Genomic DNA, 15,436 nt, shown 5'->3' with positions numbered 1-15,436 from the left:
TAATATTTCTCTAATAACTCAGTTATCATGAAAAACATGCAAAAGTTGCTATTTCTTTTTTTATTGTCGCTGATGCCATTTTCTTTCCTGTGTCATGCTCAGACGACTTATCGAATGGTGACAAGAAATTACTCTCCGGTCACAGATTCTTATCCACAAGAGGTTTCTGATTTTAAAAAGGCAGACAGTGTCTACCATTTCACCGTAAAAGTATCCAAAGCTTATGACGATACCTTAAAAAGAAAAGTAGCAGAAAAGGCCCTTTATATCCCCAATGACATCTATGACGAAGAGGTTGCTCCTTATCTGAACCCAACCAAACTTATCGACTATTCTTCTCCTGCTATCGAACTCATAACAGACTCTTTATTCAAAGGTGAAGACAGTACAATGATAATTATTAAAAAAGGCTTAGAGTTTGTATCCCATTATATAAGTTTTGACGATTCTTTAGCCATGGCTATTTCAAAAGGTGATTGTAAAACATTGGATGTAAATCATATTCTCCAAAGAAAGAAAGGTACTTGTAGCGAATACACCAATTTGTTCACGGCACTTATGAGAAAGAAAGGAATTCCTTGCCGTTTTGTTGCCGGCTTTATTTTTATACCTGAACAAAAATTCTATGGATGTCATGCCTGGGCCGAATGTTACCTTAAACAATACGGATGGATGGCAGTAGACCCGCAATCTGGAAAAAGCTGGCTACCGACAACTATAATCCGACTCTTTGCCGGAAAAGATTATGCAGACTGCGGACTGAACTCTTTCATGGATTTAGTACCTAAATCTATAGAAATAGTAAAAGAATAAATACATATCAAAAATATAGAAAGGTGAATAACATTCAGATAATTATGGAACAACAACTTCAACTCAACGACCATAACAAACAAGAATATCCCCCTATGCATACGAAAGAGACATATTATTTTGTTTTTTAGACAAAAGAACATAAGAACAAAAGAAGGAATATGGAAATAGAAAGTTTGATAAAAACTATTATTCAGTGTGCATATAATGTAAGAACACATCTTGCTGCGGGTTTTCTTGAAAGTGTTTATCAGAAAGCATTGATGATTGAATTAAAGGAAAAAGGTATTCATGCAGATACAGAAATGCCTATAAATGTATATTACAAAGATGAAATTGTGGGAGAATTTAGAGCGGACATAATTGTAAAAGGAGAAATAATCATTGAGCTTAAAGCTGTACAGCATCTTCTTCCCATACACGAAACCCAATTAGTAAATTACTTAACCGCTACCAATACAGACCACGGCTTATTAATAAACTTTGGCGGTGAACGCATTGAAATAAAAAGAAAATTCAGAGAATATAAACATTTATAATCACCCATAAGAAAAAATATGTTCTTTTGTTCTTATGTCTAAAAACAATAAAAATTTGTCTATTATGGAAATAAACCAAGCAGCCCCCAAGTTTCAGGATGTGTCAATTGCACCTATGCATACAGCAGAGCATTTGCTCAATGCTACTATGGTAAAAACATTCGGATGTCCACGTTCACGTAATGCACATATCGAAAAGAAAAAGAGCAAATGTGATTACGAACTTCCGGTTTGCCCAACCGAGGAGCAGATTCATGCCATTGAAGAAAAAGTAAACGAAGCCATCAATCGCCATTTACCTGTAACCTGTGAGTTCATGACACACGAAAAAGCCAAAAGCATTGTAGACCTGAGTAAGCTTCCGGAAAATGCAAGCGAAATGTTGCGTATTGTTAGAATAGGAGATTACGATGCCTGCGCCTGCATCGGGCAACACGTAGAAAACACATCGGAAATAGGCATCTTTAAAATTATCAGTTACGACTATGCCGACGGAAAATTACGCCTTAGATTCAAACTGATAAAATAGGCATGTAATGATATCGAACGACCAAGGGATTTTTAACAAATATCTTATCAAAGTATAAATAGGAGAACAATTTGACAGCAAGATAGCAAGTTTGACATTACATCTCTGACATTTAGTCAAACAAAGAAAGAATATGGCACTGGCACAGGTTTTGTATCTTCTTTAGTGAACAACGGTTCAAAAGAAAGAGCCGGAGTTCAAAAATTAACCTGAATGTTTAACTAAAAAGATAGGAGACTAAATTATGATGCCTGTTAGAAGATCTCAGAATTGGTTACCAAGTATCTTTAATGATTTCTTTGATAACGAATGGATGGTAAAAGCAAATGCTACTGCACCTGCTATCAACGTAATTGAAACTGAAAAAGCCTACAAAGTAGAGCTGGCTGCACCGGGAATGACCAAGGAAGATTTCAACGTGCGTATTGACGAAGAAAACAACCTGGTAATTTCAATGGAAAAGAAAACTGAAAACAAAGAAGAGAAAAAAGACGGTCGTTATCTGCGCCGTGAGTTTTCGTACTCAAAATTCCAGCAGACAATGATTCTGCCTGAAAATGTAGACAAAGATCACATTTCCGCACAAGTAGAAAATGGAGTTTTGAATATTGAATTGCCCAAATTAAGTGAAGAAGAAGTGAAGAAACCGGACAGAACCATTGAAGTTAAATAAGCTCATTGAATAAGGAAAGGTCCCCTAACACAAAGAGGACTAAGGGCTACACCGGAATTATTCTCCCTAAGGAGATGAAGTTCCGGTGTATTTTTTTATAAAGTGCAACACAATTAGCCCACGCCAAGATGGAATAAAACAAACATTATATCATTATTCCTTCAATAACATCAAGTCTGTCATCCATCTTTTTTTGAATATTCAACCGGCACTTCATCAATTAGATTGCTTTAATTAGGAAATTTGGTAATATATGTTGTACCTTTGTAAAACTATTATTAACCTATTATATATACAATGGAAAAAGAAACGTTCGACTACTCAATGGTTCCCAATAATTTTAGTTTATGTACAGAACAAGATTGTCCAAATGCCGATACTTGCCTGCGTCGCATTGCGTACGATCATGTTCCGGCAAGTATAACTTTTCTGTCTATACTGAATCCGAAAGCAAATAAAGAAGCGACAAGAAAAAGATGTCAACATTACTGTTCAAACGAAAAAGTACGTTATGCTAAAGGATTTGTACGCACTACGAGAATCCTGACGGTAAATGCAGCGAGTACATTCCGCTACAAGCTAATTGCCACTTGGGGAATCAGACGATATTACCAGAAGCGAAAAGGGGAAACTTTACTCTCTCCCGCCGAACAACTACAAGTCATCTCACTTGCCCAAAAGCTGGGCGTTCATCAAGAAGAATACTTTGATAATTATATAGAAGAGTACAAATGGCATAATGAAACTGATTAAAGGATCACTTCATATTACCGGATCTACCTTTTAACAATAGGGCCTAACTCCTCCGGCCCCAAAGGAATATTCCGTTTACATACCGGGGTAAAAGGATTTACGCACGGAGGTAAAAGACGTTACATACCGAGGTAAATGGTTTTACATAGCAATGTAAAACCATGGTAAATATAACATTTTGATAATCAGCGATTATTTAGTAAACCATCATAAAGCAATATCCGGAGAATAGCAGTATTTACGTAATACAGACATCAGTCTTGCCTTATCTACCGGCTTGGCAAGATAATCATTGCAACCGGCTTCTAATGCAGCTGCCTTATCGGAGTCGAAAGCATGTGCCGTAAGCGCTACAATGGGTAATTCCTTATTGAACTTACGAATCTCGACTGTTGCCGTCAGTCCGTCCATTACAGGCATTTTCATATCCATCAGCAAAAGATCAATCCTGTAGTTCTTCGCCATCTCTACAGCTTGCTGTCCATTCATGGCATGAAGCAAATTATAATGCTTACACAGCATGACCGATAATAACAGATAATTACTTGAGATATCTTCTGCTATCAGAATCGTCTTTCTATCCAAAGCCGCATTCAGATTCCGGCCATATGTCATATTCTCTTCATCTATGCTTGGCCCGATATGCCTTTCGGGCTCCCGCCCGGTTTTCACTTCCGGATTGCAAGGAATAATGGCCCAGAACAGAGAGCCTTCATGGTATTTAGATTCAAAACCGACACTTCCTCCCATCGATTCGGTAATTGCCTTACAGATAGAAAGGCCGAGCCCTGTGCCTTGAGCAAACTCATCGAGTTTCTCGAACCGATGGAAAACTTTATTCTTTTTCTCCTCCGGTATGCCGATACCTGTGTCTTTTACATACAGACGGATTCCTGTATCCATTACTTCATACCCCATTTCTATAGATCCTTTCGGAGTATATTTAATGGCATTTGTGACATAATTAGTCATCACTTGTGCCACACGGTTTCTGTCAAGTTTCACCAGACATACATCATAAGGATTAATCGTCACCAACCGGACTTCCGGATTAACTATTCGTTGCTTCATAGAAGATGCCATGCCATTAAAATATTCGGCCAGATCAAAATCTTCATATTTTAGTTCCACCGAACCGGACTCCAATTTCGACAGGTCCAGGATATCATTAATAAGTTTCAGCAACAGTTCGTTATTGGTATTGATAATCTGCATATACTCTTCTCTATCAGCCTGCTCCTCCGAGTTCATCAGTAAATCAGAGAAGCCGACAATCGCATTTAGCGGTGTACGGATTTCATGACTCATATTGGCAAGAAAAGCTGACTTAAGTTTATCCGATTGTTCGGCCAGCAGCTTCGCCTGCCTCAGTTCTTCGATCATTCTCTCTCTGTCAGTAATATCATCCACACGAATCACGATGCCATCTATCTCTTCACCTTCACCAAATACGGGAGTAGCCAATACCTCTACAATCCGGTTGTTTTCCGAATGAAACTTTATCTTTTCCATCTGCCTTGATGCCAATACTTTGCCTAACACACAATTTTCACAGGGAGAAGTCCGGTTATGGGCACTCTTATAACAGCACTCTCTCCGCTTATATGCCTCAAAGGAAAGGCTGGACGAACAGACCGATACATTTTCCCATTGCACAACATAATCTTTAGTGATATAAGCCAATCCGGAATTAGTATTATTCAGTACCAATTCATTCTGCCGGATCAGCCTCTTCAGTTTCTCCTTATTCTTCAGCAAAGTCAATTCTGTCTGTTTATAAGATTCAATGCTGATCGTCATGCCGGAGACATACTGATAAGGAGTATCATTAAGAATAGAGGTCTCAAGCACTCCACGGGTTTGCCACCATTCGTAATTCCCGTTTCCCCGCAAGTCTGCACGATATTCTATGTCCCATTCACCACTATCCTGCTTCAGCACTGCATCCATTGTACCGATGAACTGCCTCCGGTCGTCAGGATGCACACATTCTGCAAACTTTTCAAAAGTATTGATGTCCAAAGCATTCCGCCCTATCTTATCAAATCCCTCACCAAAACTGACTCTTTGCTTCGACGGCTCGTAAAACCAAGTATAAGCATTCATCACCTCCATGGATATGGAAAGAACCTTGGCACGGCGTTCAAGGTCATTCTGCAATTTCTGATCCCAACGAATATTGAGCAACAGACGCTTGCTACCATCATAAATGATATTCTTGCGTACAATGGTATCATAGCTGCGACCATCCTTCAAAATAATTCTTTCTACCCCAAAATAAGGCTTGCCGGTAGTAAAAACTTCCAAATCTGTTTTTTGCATGCGCTCCGCCTGTTCACGATCCAGAATGTCACTTACTGTTTCACCTTCATAGGTGCCAAACATCCGCATACTTTCTTCATTACAGAAAACATAACGAAAATCATCTTCCACATCTTTTATGTGTATAGGCAACGGTATGCTATTCAAAATGTTCTCTTGCAATAACTTCCGTCTTTGTAACTCTGTGTTGTTTTTGCGAAACCCTACGTACTTGACAACTTTTCCATCGACTCCCCTCTCATACGGAGAACAATTCAATTTACAATATTGCCACTCTGATGTATCGGACAGTCTAATCCGGATATCCATTTCATACAGACAATCACAGCCATTAAGCATATCAAGCAAAATGGGTTCCGCTTCTTTCCAATCCTCCGGATGAATATGTTTTTTATAATCTTCAATAGTGAGGGGCTGGGTAGAATCGCAGTTATTAAGTGGTTCATTCTCCGCATAGAACAAATGAGTGCGAACATCAAATTCCCATAAAACCACATCGGCGGCCTGCATGGCCAATGCGGTTTTTTGCTTGCTTTGACGTAATATCTCTTCGGTACGTACCGTTTCGGTCACATCCTGTGCTATAAAAAGGAACTTATCGATCTCCTTATTCTCATCATCCCGGACTACCGATACGGTAATTTCAAAATAACGTATCCCTGATAAAGTTGTCGGATAATAAAATTTGGCTAATTCAAAATCATACTTGACTGTAAAACGAATATTCTCTCCCGCACGCAAGCGGCTCTTCATTTCATCGGGAACATTCGGGTTTTCAAAAATGTTGATACCCAACATATCTTGTTTATCCTTCACCCCCATCATTTTCAGTCCTACACTGTTTATCTCTATCAGGCGGCCTTCACAATCATACAATTCCATCCCTACGGGAAGATTTTCATATATAGTTTGCTGAAGTCTATGGGTTTGAGAAGGGCTTGATGTTTGTTTGCTCATTACGTAATATCTTAGTATATCTGTTTCTTTCTACAAAAATACACATAAGTTGCAAGCAAACACAGGTTTATCCTAAATTTTCCAGTCTGTTAACCACTTTTCGAATGCTTTTTGAAGCTCTCCACTGCCTAATTAGCCACTCTTCCGATAGCTCTTCACCGCCCAAATATTGAAAAACAGCGCAAAGGCCAGCAAAGCTCCCAGCTGCGGCAATAAATCGATAAACCCGCTCCCCTTGAGATATACCATACGCATCACCTGCATAAAATATTTCAGTGGATTGAGCATAGTGATCCATTGTGCCCACTCGGGCATACTGCGGACAGGAGTAAATAGTCCGCTCATTAAGATTAGAATCAGCATACAGAACCACATGACAAACATGGCTTGTTGCATGGTAGCCGAATGATTGGAAATAACCAATCCAAGACCGGATACAGCCAAAACAAAGATGATGGCAAAAAAATAGATCACCAGAAAATGGCCTGCAGGAAAAATTCCGTAAAGTGCCCATGCCAGAATAAAACAAAGTGTCAGAACCACAAAGCCTATCAACCAATAAGGAATCAGTTTGGCAAGGATAAAAGTGAACTTTCCGACAGGAGTCACATTGATCTGCTCAATCGTACCGGCCTCCTTCTCCCCTACTATATTCAACGCAGGCAAGAAGCCGCAAAGCATGGTAAGCAGCATCACCATCAGGGCCGGAATCATAAACAGTTTATAATCCAGATTAGGGTTGAAAAGATTCTGAGTAAGAATATCAATCCGGGGCAGATTCCCGTTGGCAGCAGCCGGAATGTTTCCACTCTCCGCCTGCAATTCCGTACCATAATCGTTGATGATGGCAGACAGATATGAACTGCCCAAACCACCCTTGGTCCCATTTACGGCATTGGCGGCCACAAGTACGTGGGCAGCCTCGCCATTCACCCAGTCCTTCTCGAAATCTCCGGGAATTTGAAGCAGCACATCGGCTGTCCCCGCTTCAATCGCTTCCAACCCTTCTTTATAGGAGTCCGGTAAAGCAGTGGTCCGGAAGTAAGTTGAAGCCGTTATCTTATCGACCAGCCTGCGTGAAAGAGCCGAATGATCATTATCTATAATATTCATCCGGATATTTTTTATTTCAAGATTAGCAGCCCAGGGCATAAGAAGCATAATCATGCAAGGGAAGATAAAAATCAACCTCGGCAGGAAAGAGTTGCGGAGCAACTGCTTGAATTCTTTCTCTATAAGATATTTAATCATAACCTGTTTTTGAATTTCTTGAAGCTAATTGTTATCAACACGACTGCCATAAGAGCCAGAATACTGACCTCAGACAGCACAAAAGAAATATCTACTCCCTCAATCATCAATTTACGTACGGCCTGAATATACCAGCGGGCGGGCAGAATATCGGAAATCAATTGCAATACCAGAGGCATGCTCTCTATCGGAAATATCATGCCGGAAAGCAACATTGTAGGCATCATCAAGATCAACCCCGAAGCGAGCATGGCGGCCACTTGCGTCCGTGTCACCGTGGAAATAAGCAATCCCAACGCCAACGACACAAAGATAAAAAGCAATGATACCATTATCAACCAGAACAGGCTGCCTGCCACGGGTACATCAAGTACATAAACTGAAAGCAGCAGAATCGTCGTAAGATTGACAAACGACAGCACAAAATAAGGAACGGCCTTAGCCAGAATAACGAACAAAGGTTTCACCGGAGAAACCAGCAATATCTCCATCGTACCTGTCTCCTTCTCGCGGACAATGGATATGGAAGTCATCATGGCACAGATCAGCATCAGGATAAGTCCCATCACACCGGGCACAAAATTGTAGGCACTCTTCATCTGTGGATTATAGAGCAGTTTCACATCGGGCACAACAGAAGATACGGACATTCCGGGAGGAAGCATTTCCTGTCGGACGGAAGCTATGACATTAGTGGCGTAACCGGCTTGTGTGGTAGCCATATTCGGATCGGTTGCATCGGAAACCAGTTGCACACGGGCATCGCCTGTATACAGATGATTGGCAAATTGTTCGCTGAATACAAGTGCCATGTCGATTTCATTTTCCTGAAACGCCCTTTCCATCTCCTGTGGAGAATGCAACAGGCACTTCACGGAAAAGTATTCGCTGGCATCCAAACGGTCGATGATCTTGCGGGTAACCATGTCATTCGAAGGGTCGAGTACACCCACACGTACATTTTTCACTTCGGTAGTAATGGCAAAACCAAAGAGAATGATCTGAACAACAGGCATCCCTAACAGAATCAACATAGTCCGTCGGTCGCAGAAAATGTGGAAGAACTCCTTTTTTACAAATGCTATAAACTGTTTCATAGGTTAATCGGCTTTACGCACTGCCTTACGGGCCAGTTGCTGGAATACATCGTCCATGGTATCGGCATGAAAACGTGCCTTTAGTCCGCGAGGGGTGTCAAGTGCCTCGATACGTCCGTCTACCATGATAGACACACGGTTACAATACTCGGCCTCGTCCATGTAATGGGTGGTTACAAAGACCGTTATCCCCCGATCTGCCGCTTGATAAATCAATTCCCAGAATTGCCGGCGGGTAGCAGGATCGACTCCTCCCGTAGGTTCATCAAGAGACACAATCCGCGGATCATGGAAAATCGAAACTGAAAAGGCCAGCTTTTGTTTCCAGCCTAAAGGAAGGCTCTTCACAAGTGTGTCACGCTCGTCGCTGAACCCCAGACGATCGAGAAGAGCATCTGTCTTTTCGGCTATCTCGCGGTCCTGCATTCCATAAATGCCGGCAAAAAGACGAATGTTTTCCCATACTTTAAGATCTTCGTATAGAGAGAACTTCTGGCTCATGTATCCAATATTCTTCTTCACTTCTTCAGGGTGGACGGCAACATCAAAGCCGGCTACCCGTGCTATGCCGGAGGTAGGTTTGCTCAATCCGCAAAGCATACGCATCGCAGTGGTTTTTCCCGCACCGTTCGCCCCGAGAAATCCAAAGATCTCTCCCCGGTTCACCTGAAAGGAGATATGGTCGACAGCCGTGAAATGCCCAAAACATTTGGTAAGCCGGTCTACCTCAATGGCAAAATCATTTTCGGCATGTACTTCCGCACGTTCCAGACCGGGTGGACAAAGAATGTGACTGAACTGTTTCAGGATGCGTTCCGGCACATCGATCCCCTGTATCTCTCCTTCGTTGATAAAAGCGATACGGTCGCATTGCCGGGCTTCATCCATAATCGGAGTAGAAACGAGAATAGTGATTCCCTGCTCCTTGAGATGCCTCAACATTTCCCAGAACTCCTTGCGTGAAACCGGATCCACACCGGTAGTCGGCTCGTCCAGGAACAGAATGCCGGGTTTGTGAATCAACGCACAACTTAAGGCCAGCTTTTGTTTCATACCTCCCGACAAAGCCCCCGCTCTACGTTTACGAAAAGGTTCTATCTGCTGGTAGATATCTTTCACCAAATTATAGTTTTCGCGGATAGTCGTATGAAATACAGTAGCAAAAAAGTCGAGGTTCTCTTCCACCGTCAGGTCCTGATAAAGCGAAAAACGTCCGGGCATGTATCCCACCCGTTGCCGGATTTGTTTGTAATCCTTCACAACATCGAGCCCGTTCACCGTAGCCGTCCCACTGTCGGCAAGCAACAGTGTAGTCAGGATGCGGAAGAGTGTACTCTTACCGGCTCCATCCGGTCCGATGATGCCGAACAACTCACCGGAATTCACGGAAAAGGAAACCTTCTTCAAGGCTTCTACTTCACCGTAACATTTAGTCACGTCACTGACAGATACAGCTGGTTTCATCATCAGGCATCATTTAAAACTTCACTCCACCATACATACCTATTTTGAGCAGTCCGTCGTTCTCCACGGTTATCTTGACGGCATACACCAGGTTGGCACGCTCTTCTTTCGTCAGAATCGTTTTAGGAGTAAATTCAGAACGATCTGAAATCCAGCTTACGACTCCCGGATACTCTTTACGTTCGTTTCCTCCATAGTCGGAGAAAACTGTCACCCGGTTACCGATTTTAACCTGCGAGAGCTGTTCGGATGTGATATAAGCGCGAAGATACATATGATCGACATCTGCCACCTTGAAGAGTGGCTTGCCCACGGCAGCCAGTTCTCCTGCTTCGGCATATTTCGCCAATACAGTACCGCTGATAGGCGAAACAATATGGCACTTTGCCAACTGGTCTTCCACCTGTGCCACCTGAATGGCTACTGAAGAACCTTGTTCCGTAAGACTGTTCGTACTGTTTTGTAAAGACGACATCTGTGCCGCAAGCTGACGCTCGAGCAAAGCGACCTGCGCATCCCAATCATCCAGTTGCTTCTGATTAGCGGCTCCGGCTTTCAAAAGGTTTTCTACACGTTTCTTCTCCCGTTGGGCGGTAGCGATTTGCTGGCGGGTAGCGGCAATCTGCTTGTTGACATCCGGACGTTGGCTTTCAACCGACTTCATACTGGCTTGCAATTGCAGTTTCTTCAGGTAAAGTTGCACGGTATCGATCAATCCCACTTCTTCACCGGATGCCAACCGCGTACCTTCTTCAACATCAAAGCACAGAAGCCTTCCCGAAGCCTCGGCCGAAACCAGAACTTCAGTCGCTTCGAAAGTTCCCGTAGCATCATAGTCGGTAGTTCTGCCTCCGCAAGCGGAAAGTAAAGACAGTAAGAATAGACATCCTATAAGTTTATTTGATTTCATAACTGCTATTATATTAGTTATTCGTAGTATATTTCAATTGATAAATATTCATCAGGAGCTGGACTTCATGCAAAGCCTTGGTCTGTCGAGCCAGATTCTCGGAAGTCATATCCCGGAGCATATCGGTAACGGTCATGGTGCCATTAGCCACCTTCGCCTCCGAAGCTTTACGGATATTAGTCCGCAAACGGATAATTTCATCATCATCCACCATCTGACGGCGCACGCTCTCCACGGCACTCTCCTGCTGTGTAGCCTGAATGCGGGTGTTAAACAGAAACACATCCCGGTTACTGTCCAACTGTCGACGACTGGTATCTATCACCCGCCTATCGTTACGCAACGTATACAGGCTGCCGAAGTTCCACGACAAACGGACTCCTGCCACATAATAAGGGGTGAACTCATTTTTCAGCATATTCAGTCCCGGATTGCCATACGCCCCCTGTACGAAGAGCCCGAGACGAGGCATCAGTCCGGTTTTCAAAGCTTCTTCCTGTACTTGTAAGCGTCCGTTCTGTGCATCGAACCATAGCAATTCCGGACGATTATTCGCCATCACCTGTATGTCCGACTCGGCGACCGGCTTCTGTAAAGACGCACTGGCAGGTACTTCTTCGCCTGTCAGCAGCGAAAGCATTGACAGATAGGCCTGGCGTGAAGTCGTTAACTCTATCCGCTTTTGCCGGGTGTTCAATTGCTCCACACTGACGGCATCGAGATCGGCCTGACTGGCAATGCCATTTTCAATGTACGAAGAAATCTGCCTGTGGGTACGTTCCAGTTCTTCCAGGAAGAGCTGATTCTGGCTCAATTGTTCGTCCAGTAACAGAATCCCGAAATATACCTGATTCACCCGCTCGGTAAGTGCATACATATCCACATTCAGCTTTTCCCGGTCTACGTCCGACATCGCCTTTACCTGCTCTTTCCTTGAACGGATTTCACCACCGTCCCAAATGTTCTGTTTCAGTTCCAGCATCACCTGATATTGATCCTTGGACAAGCCCTTGATATCTACCCCGGGAATCTGCACGGGCAGCTCTGTTACCTCACTCTGCCAGGTAGCTTTGCCCGAAAGGGTGAACTGAGGCAGATTAGCTTTCGACGCATTTGCCAGATTATATTCTTTAGTCTTCTCTATCAACCCATACTGCCTCACCAACAGATAGTTTTCCCGGGTTTTCCGTTGGCACTCTTCAAGGGTGATCTGCCCATATATCAGCAGGGCAAACAGAGAAAAAGACAAAGAAAAAATAAATCGTTTCATATTCTATTCCTAATTAATTCTTCTTTCCTGCAAAGATAGAGAATAAGAACACGCAACCAGGTTCCAATTGTTTGCAATAATGTTCTATTAGTTCGATTCTTTAGAATAAATCATATGAATCAAATGCCGACTGTGGATTTATTCAGGATTTAAGATACGCTATCCTTTTATTGAAGCCATTTATAAATCCATACCTTATTAGAGTCCGCGAAAAGCGATGACCGAAAAAACAAACCCCGGAAAATGACTCTCCCGGGGTTCCATATTTAGAAATACTTCTTTCTAAATCAACATTGCCATATCTCCATATGGATTCTTTATTCTTTCACCTTTCCGATAAACAGAACATTATTATCATTCTCATTCAAAGTAGCTGCCAGTTCCTTAAGTTTCTTTTCATCCGGACCGGAGCATTTGCCGGAAGCAAGATGTTTTTCTATCTTTTCAATCAACTGGCCCGGTTCCATACTTTGGATAAAGTACCCGCGATAGAAACTGTGACCCGGAGCCGAAATAGGAAGATTACCGTAAAAGTCATTAACAAGGCGGAAATAAGAAGAAGCATTCTTCTTAGTGTCTACCAAGACATCTCCACCTCCTGTTCCCTTTTTCCCCCAATAGGTGACTATGAAATGATGAGGTAGTCTGTAATATAAATGTATCGGTTTCTCATTCATATTCGGGAAGGTCATGGTGAATCTTGGTAACAACTTATTGTTAGTGGAATCATAAGTAAAAAGAGTATCTATACTGGTATGGAAGAAATCGAAATCGTTGCAATTTCTGTACGAGAAAATTTCTCCGTCGAAATTCATCACCTTTGTTGCGGCTGTCGCAGGGATTTGCTTCAGTATATTTCCGTCCGTATCCATTTGGAAAGCAAGAGGCTCTCCCTCATTGAAAGGCATGTGTATAATAGATAAACTTCCATCTTCATTCACCCATATTTTCGGTTTATTGACTTGTATGGGAAGCTGGATATCCTTAATCCATTGCCCGTTTATATCATACATCATGATTCTCTTCCCCACAAAAGGCGTGAAGAATATATGACCATTCTTTTCATCAATGCATTCATCGTAAAGGGTGGTGTCATATTCACCGGGACCGCTTCCTACGGAACCGACATTATATAGGAATTTACCATTCCTGTCAAACAGCTTAAACACACCCCGATCCCCTTGGCGGATACCGATGTAATTGTCGGTAGCATTAATAAACCAGGCTTTGAAGTATGCCTCTTCGGAGGTCTCAAAAGGAACAATGCAACAATCTTCGACAAACTCGCTGAGTGGCACTTCTATGGTGTCTTTTACGAGTGATAAGTCACATATAGTCAGTTTGCTTCCGGCAGTTTCGACAGTAGTGATGCTCCCATCGTCTGTTTTCATTTCTTTGGATTTCTGGCCGGAGGTGTTGCAAGCGGATACACATCCCAGCAACAAAGCGGAGGATAAAAGTAAATAAGTGGTTTTCATGCAGAATTGTATTTAAGTTATTCGTCATCAACAAATATACGAATACTTCGTAATTACAAACTGTCCGTATAAACATATTTGCTCCGGATTAAACTATATTAACTTTTTCAGGACAAGCTTCACCCCACTGCCCATACCCCTATTATATTATCCTCCATGCCCATCAGCCTCATCAGTATGTTAAGGTCCGGACCGGGATACACGCACACTATCTCATTGTGTTTTGGATAAAATATGCTATTCTTTTACTTGGCTCGCTTATAAATCGCATATTTTATCTAAGTTTGCCGTGTGATAACAACTGATTTATGGAAAAGAACAAACCTCTGGAACTGGCACTCGACCTGCTGAAGCACAGCAACATGGTATGCAACAACGAATATCGCTTCGTCACCCCGGATTTTGGCATTGTCATCAGCTTCGCCAATATGGAAAGCCACCTGTTCCGTTTGGGACAACCCTACCGGCTGAAGGAAGGAAGAATTATCCGCGGACTACGTGGAAAGGCACGGATCATTATCAACCTGATTGAATATACCGTCTATCCACAAACCATTGTCACTTTCATCCCCGGCTCCATTGTCGAACTTTTAGAGTTCACACCCGATTACGATTTTCAGATGATCGCAGTGGACAAAGACTTCCTGCCGCTCCTACGACGTGACCAGCTCTTTGAATCACACGTACGGCAGAACCTCGTCACCCGGGTGACAGATACCGAATGGAAGTTGTCGGATGCTTATTTCACTCTGATTTGGGAAACTGTTCAGGAAAAAACCTTCCGCCGGGAGGTAGTACAACATCTGCTTGCAGCTCTACTGCATAATATAAAGTATATACGGACGGAAGAAGCCAATGACGCTTCTCACAGGTTTTCACATCAGGAAGAGATATTCTGGCGATTCATCACACTGGTGAACGAATCCAGCAAAAACGAACGTACCGTAGGATTCTATGCCGACAAGCTATGCCTGACTCCCCGTTACCTGAACACACTGATCCGGCAGGTCAGTCACCAGACAGTGATGGAGTGGATCAATCAGTCTGTTATTCTCGAAGCAAAAGTGTTACTGAAACACAGTGACCTGCTTGTATACCAGATTTCGGATGAACTGCATTTCCCGAATCCCTCCTTCTTCTGCAAGTTCTTTAAACGAATGACGGGCATGACACCACAGGAGTATCAAAAAAGATAAATTCACTTTGATAGCATATTTTAGATTTAGCTATCAGCTTGCTATCGCTTTCGCCTGTTTACTGACTCACACTTTCACCGAAACAGACGCAATAAAAGATAAAGCTTCATACAAAACGCATATAAAGCGCAAAACGATGCAGAAATAGACCAAGATATTCAATAAACATACGTTTCTTCTAAGG

13 protein-coding genes are annotated in these 15,436 nt (G+C 42.6%); 6 read left to right on the top strand and 7 right to left on the bottom strand.

Annotated features, from left to right (window positions below; genetic code table 11):
• Positions 1–36: 36 nt before the first annotated feature.
• The 5 genes from KO473_RS06645 to KO473_RS06625 all read left to right on the top strand — a co-directional run bounded on the left by KO473_RS06645 (position 37) and on the right by KO473_RS06625 (position 3,307).
• Positions 37–813 carry a transglutaminase-like domain-containing protein gene (locus tag KO473_RS06645; RefSeq protein WP_032537417.1) on the top strand — a complete coding sequence of 259 codons (777 nt, stop codon included), beginning with the start codon at positions 37–39 and terminating at the stop codon, positions 811–813.
• A 161-nt stretch (positions 814–974) separates the two neighbouring features.
• Positions 975–1,352: a GxxExxY protein gene (locus KO473_RS06640; protein WP_005820548.1), complete on the top strand. Its 378-nt coding sequence runs from the start codon at positions 975–977 to the stop codon at positions 1,350–1,352.
• A gap of 64 nt (positions 1,353–1,416) precedes the next feature.
• Positions 1,417–1,881, top strand: coding sequence for a hypothetical protein (locus tag KO473_RS06635; protein ID WP_005820550.1), 465 nt, complete (start codon positions 1,417–1,419; stop codon positions 1,879–1,881).
• 244 nt (positions 1,882–2,125) lie between these two features.
• Positions 2,126–2,554 (top strand): Hsp20/alpha crystallin family protein, encoded by a 429-nt coding sequence (locus KO473_RS06630; protein ID WP_005778266.1) that lies wholly within the window; start codon positions 2,126–2,128, stop codon positions 2,552–2,554.
• Between the two features lie 297 nt (positions 2,555–2,851).
• Positions 2,852–3,307, top strand: coding sequence for a DUF6078 family protein (locus KO473_RS06625; RefSeq protein ID WP_122130445.1), 456 nt, complete (start codon positions 2,852–2,854; stop codon positions 3,305–3,307).
• A gap of 207 nt (positions 3,308–3,514) precedes the next feature.
• Here the strand turns inward: KO473_RS06625 and KO473_RS06620 are convergent, their stop codons facing one another.
• The 7 genes from KO473_RS06620 to KO473_RS06590 all read right to left on the bottom strand — a co-directional run bounded on the left by KO473_RS06620 (position 3,515) and on the right by KO473_RS06590 (position 14,056).
• Entirely contained in the window at positions 3,515–6,586 is a 3,072-nt protein-coding gene (locus KO473_RS06620) for a response regulator (RefSeq protein WP_216035093.1), read from the bottom strand.
• Positions 6,587–6,718: 132 nt separating this feature from the next.
• The gene (locus KO473_RS06615; RefSeq protein ID WP_005778274.1) at positions 6,719–7,837 is read right to left on the bottom strand and encodes an ABC transporter permease; all 1,119 of its coding nucleotides are present in this window, start codon (positions 7,835–7,837) and stop codon (positions 6,719–6,721) included.
• Positions 7,834–8,934, bottom strand: coding sequence for an ABC transporter permease (locus KO473_RS06610; protein WP_122130443.1), 1,101 nt, complete (start codon positions 8,932–8,934; stop codon positions 7,834–7,836). Before KO473_RS06610 ends, KO473_RS06615 begins: the two co-directional genes overlap by 4 nt.
• Before the next feature lie 3 nt (positions 8,935–8,937).
• A complete protein-coding gene (locus KO473_RS06605) occupies positions 8,938–10,398 on the bottom strand; it encodes an ATP-binding cassette domain-containing protein (protein ID WP_122130442.1) in 1,461 nt (486 codons plus the stop codon).
• A 13-nt stretch (positions 10,399–10,411) separates the two neighbouring features.
• Positions 10,412–11,308, bottom strand: coding sequence for an HlyD family secretion protein (locus tag KO473_RS06600; protein ID WP_005778279.1), 897 nt, complete (start codon positions 11,306–11,308; stop codon positions 10,412–10,414).
• A gap of 13 nt (positions 11,309–11,321) precedes the next feature.
• A complete protein-coding gene (locus KO473_RS06595; RefSeq protein ID WP_005820558.1) occupies positions 11,322–12,578 on the bottom strand; it encodes a TolC family protein in 1,257 nt (418 codons plus the stop codon).
• 317 nt (positions 12,579–12,895) lie between these two features.
• On the bottom strand, positions 12,896–14,056 hold the full coding sequence (locus KO473_RS06590; protein ID WP_005820561.1) for a 6-bladed beta-propeller: 1,161 nt from the start codon (positions 14,054–14,056) through the stop codon (positions 12,896–12,898).
• A 308-nt stretch (positions 14,057–14,364) separates the two neighbouring features.
• Here KO473_RS06590 and KO473_RS06585 point away from each other — a divergent pair, with 308 nt between their 5' ends.
• The gene (locus KO473_RS06585) at positions 14,365–15,252 is read left to right on the top strand and encodes an AraC family transcriptional regulator (protein WP_005820563.1); all 888 of its coding nucleotides are present in this window, start codon (positions 14,365–14,367) and stop codon (positions 15,250–15,252) included.
• Positions 15,253–15,436: the final 184 nt, after the last annotated feature.

The sequence above is a fragment of the Bacteroides sp. HF-4919 genome (genome assembly GCF_018860125.1).
The sequence above is the reverse complement of the archived record's forward strand: the minus strand, read 5'-3'. Positions and strand labels throughout refer to the sequence as shown.

Coding starts and splice junctions, on each gene's coding strand:
- KO473_RS06645 (WP_032537417.1), top strand. CDS start 37: ATGCAAAAGTTGCTATTTCTTTTTTTATTGTCGCTGATGCCATTTTCT.
- KO473_RS06640 (WP_005820548.1), top strand. CDS start 975: ATGGAAATAGAAAGTTTGATAAAAACTATTATTCAGTGTGCATATAAT.
- KO473_RS06635 (WP_005820550.1), top strand. CDS start 1,417: ATGGAAATAAACCAAGCAGCCCCCAAGTTTCAGGATGTGTCAATTGCA.
- KO473_RS06630 (WP_005778266.1), top strand. CDS start 2,126: ATGATGCCTGTTAGAAGATCTCAGAATTGGTTACCAAGTATCTTTAAT.
- KO473_RS06625 (WP_122130445.1), top strand. CDS start 2,852: ATGGAAAAAGAAACGTTCGACTACTCAATGGTTCCCAATAATTTTAGT.
- KO473_RS06620 (WP_216035093.1), bottom strand. CDS start 6,586: ATGAGCAAACAAACATCAAGCCCTTCTCAAACCCATAGACTTCAGCAA.
- KO473_RS06615 (WP_005778274.1), bottom strand. CDS start 7,837: ATGATTAAATATCTTATAGAGAAAGAATTCAAGCAGTTGCTCCGCAAC.
- KO473_RS06610 (WP_122130443.1), bottom strand. CDS start 8,934: ATGAAACAGTTTATAGCATTTGTAAAAAAGGAGTTCTTCCACATTTTC.
- KO473_RS06605 (WP_122130442.1), bottom strand. CDS start 10,398: ATGAAACCAGCTGTATCTGTCAGTGACGTGACTAAATGTTACGGTGAA.
- KO473_RS06600 (WP_005778279.1), bottom strand. CDS start 11,308: ATGAAATCAAATAAACTTATAGGATGTCTATTCTTACTGTCTTTACTT.
- KO473_RS06595 (WP_005820558.1), bottom strand. CDS start 12,578: ATGAAACGATTTATTTTTTCTTTGTCTTTTTCTCTGTTTGCCCTGCTG.
- KO473_RS06590 (WP_005820561.1), bottom strand. CDS start 14,056: ATGAAAACCACTTATTTACTTTTATCCTCCGCTTTGTTGCTGGGATGT.
- KO473_RS06585 (WP_005820563.1), top strand. CDS start 14,365: ATGGAAAAGAACAAACCTCTGGAACTGGCACTCGACCTGCTGAAGCAC.